Origin of the sequence: Streptococcus suis (assembly GCF_002964045.1) — a bacterium.
GTDB classification, from domain to species: domain Bacteria; phylum Bacillota; class Bacilli; order Lactobacillales; family Streptococcaceae; genus Streptococcus; species Streptococcus suis_U.
Genome location: NZ_POPB01000189.1, coordinates 1 through 583 on the forward strand (window position 1 = coordinate 1; position 583 = coordinate 583).

The following is a 583-nucleotide window of genomic DNA, read 5'->3' on the forward strand; positions in this document are numbered from 1 at the left end:
AAGTCATAAGATTAGTCACTGGTAGGAATTAATCTAACGTATTTATTTATCTGCGTAATCACTGTTTTTAGTCTGTTTCAAAACAGTAGATGTTTTATCTACATTACGCATTTTGAATACCAACATGACGAATCCCTCCTTCTTAATTACAAATTTTTAGCATCTAATTTAACTTCAATTCCTATTATACAAAATTTTATCAAATCTTTCAAATGTACTTTGTTTTCCACAATTGCTGCAGCTTGTTCTTGTTAAAAAAATTGTTGTCATTCTAATTTTCCTCTTCATCATTATTAAGTAAGCAACTTGCTCTCACTTATTATATTCGCAATGCAAAATAAATTTTGGAATTTTTTTCAAAAAAAAAGTTAAATTGTATTGTATCAATTTCAGAACTCACACTTCGGTATTAGTACTCATTTTAATACAAAATTTTCTAAGCACTAAAAAAGTCACTCAATAGAGTGACTCAGACTGAAGACAAAGTCCTTAGAATTGATTTTCTAAGGGCTTTTCTTCGTATTTAGGAGTATAATATAAGAAAAAGGACTTATGAGGTTCTCCTATGCTACACAAAGAAAAA

At 28.3% G+C, this 583-nt stretch carries 1 protein-coding gene; it reads right to left on the minus strand.

Going from position 1 to position 583, the window contains the following annotated elements:
* Window positions 1-42 precede the first annotated feature (42 nt).
* Window positions 43-126 carry a 23S rRNA methyltransferase attenuation leader peptide gene (locus tag C1E99_RS01210; protein WP_013641314.1) on the minus strand — a complete coding sequence of 28 codons (84 nt, stop codon included), beginning with the start codon at window positions 124-126 and terminating at the stop codon, window positions 43-45.
* Between the last annotated feature and the right edge of the window lie 457 nt (window positions 127-583).